This is a genomic window from Streptomyces sp. NPDC054847 (assembly GCF_053610925.1).
Map to the genome: position 1 here is coordinate 1 of NZ_JBSGZJ010000598.1, position 3,468 is coordinate 3,468.

Genomic DNA, 3,468 nt, shown 5'->3' on the forward strand with positions numbered 1-3,468 from the left:
GCGGTCGGCACCGCTCGCCGGGGACCGTTCAGCCTTGAGGCTACGGCTTCTCCCCGGCGTGGAGAGCACTCACCTCCTCGGCGGTGAGTGCCTTGTCGAAGGCGTGGACCTGGTCGATCGAACCGTTCCAGAAGTCGACGTTCCCGCCGTTCCACCGGGCACGGCCGACGGAGAGGGGGCCGGTGCTGACGTCGGCCGGGCCGGGTTCGGCGGTCGCCACCAGCTTGCCGTCGAGGTACAGCTTGATGTCGTTGCCCACGGTGTCGCGCACGCCGACGAGGTGGTACCAGCGACCGAGTTGGGGCACCGTCTCCACGCGGGCGCGGTGGCCGCCGGGTGTGCTGAACGCGAAGGCGCCCTGCCCGTACTGGAGGTAGAACGGATTCTCCTGGCGGCGGCCGTCCTGGCTGACGGCGGTCGCGTAGTTGCCGGGGACCGCGTCGAGCGTGACCCAGGCGGAGACGGAGTAGCTCTTGGTGGTGTCGAGCACCGGGCCCTCGGTCTCGGCGAACTGGCCCTGGCCGTCGAACCTCAGCGCACTGCCGCTGACGCCCGGCGTCCAGGTGGTGCCTGCGGTGAGCTCCAGGGGCTTGTTGTTGGGACCCTCGTCCCGTGCGGTGGTTCCCTGGCCCTCGTCGAGGGCCCAGTAGCCGCCGCCCTTCAGCTCGTCGCGCTCGCCCGCGGCGGCGCCGGCCGCGATGATCCTCCGGTTGATGTCGCGCACCTTGACCGGGTCGACCTTGATCTCCCGGCGGTCGTAGGTGTACAGCCCGTTGAGCTCGTTCTCCAGGTCGGAGATCTGGGTGTAGACGGAGCCGGACAGTTCGGCGCCGGCCTGCTCGAGGTAGAACTTCTCGGTGTTCTCGACGTACTTGCGGGTGAGCGCGTCCTTGTCGGCCACACCGCTGTAGATCACCGTGGGAGCGCCCGGCCACATGTGGCCCGGGGTGCGCAGCGTGAAGCCTCCGTGCTCGCCGTCCATCGCGGCCCGGTTCGCGTCGGGGAAGGCCGGGTCGGTGTTGTTGTAATCGTGGTGGTCGATGATGTCGCCCTTGCCCGAGTCGCCCTTGGAGTTGCAGCAGTTGACGCCGCTGTGGGCATTGACGACACGGGACGGGTCGGCGGCCTTGACCGACTCGGCGATGCGGCCGCTCTCCTCACGGTTCCACTCGCCCCAGCCTTCGTTGAAGACGATCCAGCCGATGACGGAGGGCGAGTTGTGATGCTGGCGCATCATCTCGCGGCCCTGGTCGACGAAGGCCTTCTGTCCTGTCTCGTTGGTGATGTTCCCGGAGACGAAGTCCTGCCAGACCAGCAGGCCGAGCCGGTCCGCGTGGTAGAACCAACGCGGCGACTCCACCTTGATGTGCTTGCGGACGGCGTTGAAGCCGAGCTTCTTGTGGGCCTGGAGGTCGAAGGCCAGGGCCTTGTCGCTGGGCGGGGTGTAGAGCCCGTCGGGCCAGAATCCCTGGTCGAGCGTGGCGAGGGAGAAGACCGGCTCGCCGTTGAGCACGAGCTTCTGGAAGCCGCCGACCTTCTCGATCCCGATCTTGCGCATACCGAAGTAGCTGTCGATCCTGTCGGTCGACCTGCCGTCGGTCAGCTTGACGTCGAGGTCGTACAGGTACGGGTCGTCCGGGGTCCACAGGTGCTGCTTCGCCACGGGCAGCCGCAGCTTGCTGTTGGCGGGCCCGCTGACCCTTCCGACGACCTCGCCGTTCGTGTCGCGGGCGATGGCCTCGACACGGGCGTTCGCGGAGGCGTCGTCGGACTCGACGGTCACCGCCAGGCTGCTGGTGTCGATGTCGGGCGTGGTGACGACGTTGTCGATCGAGGCGTCGGCGACGGGTTCCATCCAGACCGTCTGCCAGATGCCCGAGGTCTGGGTGTAGAAGATGCCGCTGGGGTTGGTGGACTGCTTGCCCATCGGCTGGTTGGCGCCGCCCGTGTCGGTGACCGCGACGACGACCTCCTGCGGTCCGGTGCCCTTGAGCGCGTCGGTGACGTCGGCGCTGAAGGCGTTGTAACCGCCGGTGTGTTCGGCGACCTGCTTGCCGTTGACCCAGACACGGGCCCGGTAGTCGACGGCGCCGAAGTTGAGCTTCAGCCGGTTGCCCCTGCCGACCTTCCAGTCACGGGGCACGTTCACCAGCTTGCGGTAGAACATGTGGTCCTCGTGCCGCTCGAGCCCGGACAGCTGCGACTCGACCGGGAACGGCACGATGATCTTCTCGTCGAGGTCCTTGCCGAAGACGGGCTGCTCGCCCGCGCCGGCGCCGCTGAACTGCCAGGGTCCGTTCAGGTTCTTCCATTTGCCGCGCACCTGCTGCGGGCGGGGGTACTCGGGCAGCGGGTTGTTCTTGTCGACCTTGTCGCCCCATGCCGTGGTGAGCCGGTGCGTGGAGGCGTTCCGCGCCGAGCGGATGATCTGCGGCACGGTCTCGGTGCCGGCCTTGAGGCCGCCTTCACCGTCGTAGACCACCTTGACCTGCTGGTTCTTCTGGATCGGCGCCGCGAGGGTGACGAGCAGGGAGTTGGGGTCGCCGGAGTCGACGGCGACCGAGCTGATCGGCATGGCCGTCGTGTCGGCCTCGATCTTCAGGTGGTCCTTGACCGCCTCGATGTCGCCGACCTCGTTCTCGAACCGGGCCCGTAGCTGCCGGCCGTCCTCGGCGACGGACAGTTCCACCGGGTAGACCTGGAAGCCGGCGGGCGGGGTGAAGGCCGTCTCGGGCACGAGCTGCTTGCCCATCGACGGACTCGACCACCGCAGGAACATGTTCGCCCCGCCGAAGTCCTGGAACATCTCCAGACGGAACTCGAGCTTCTCGCCGGCGGTCAGCCTGACCGGCGCGCTGGTCTGCTCCCTGTCCCAGTCGGGCTCCCAGTGGTCGATGACGGGCTTGCCGTCGATGAACAGCCGGAAGCCGTTGTCGCCGATGCCGTAGAAGGTGTAGTCCCCGGTGGCGGGCGCCTCGATCATGCCTGTCCAGCGGGCGGTGGTGTGCTCCGCGCGCCCGGTCAGCGACTCGAAAGTGGCCGCGAGGCCGGGGAAGTTGATCTGCGGATCGAGCGATACGCCGCCGAGGTCGGCGAAGTCCCGGGCACCGGGCGCCGACATGCTGAAGTACTCGCCCTTGAGGCCGTGCACCTCGATGGCGGCGTTCTCGGCGGCGGACCCTGACACGGTGCTGATCGGCTCGGCGGCCGATGCGGTGGGCACCAGGCCGCTGACCGGCAGCGTCAGGACGGCTGCGGTCAGCAGGGCCCACAACCTGGTTCTGGGGCGGGTGAGTTGTCTTGTCATCGAATCTTTCCTCGCACAGAGGGATCGGAGCCGGGCCTGTGAGGAGTGATGCGCAGATGGGATCCGGTGATGGGGGGTGTCCGCCCTCGAGGAAGGCGGCCTCCGCGTCCGGGCACGCTCGTCGAGCGGCCTCGGCCGTCGGCCGCCCACGGGGGCAGGGC

General features: G+C 68.4%; 1 protein-coding gene. It reads right to left on the minus strand.

What is annotated here, in order from left to right; translation table 11 throughout:
• Positions 1-40: 40 nt before the first annotated feature.
• Complete coding sequence (locus ACWGH4_RS32950) at positions 41-3,307, minus strand: LamG-like jellyroll fold domain-containing protein (protein ID WP_453467315.1); 3,267 nt, start codon at positions 3,305-3,307, stop codon at positions 41-43.
• Positions 3,308-3,468 lie beyond the last annotated feature (161 nt).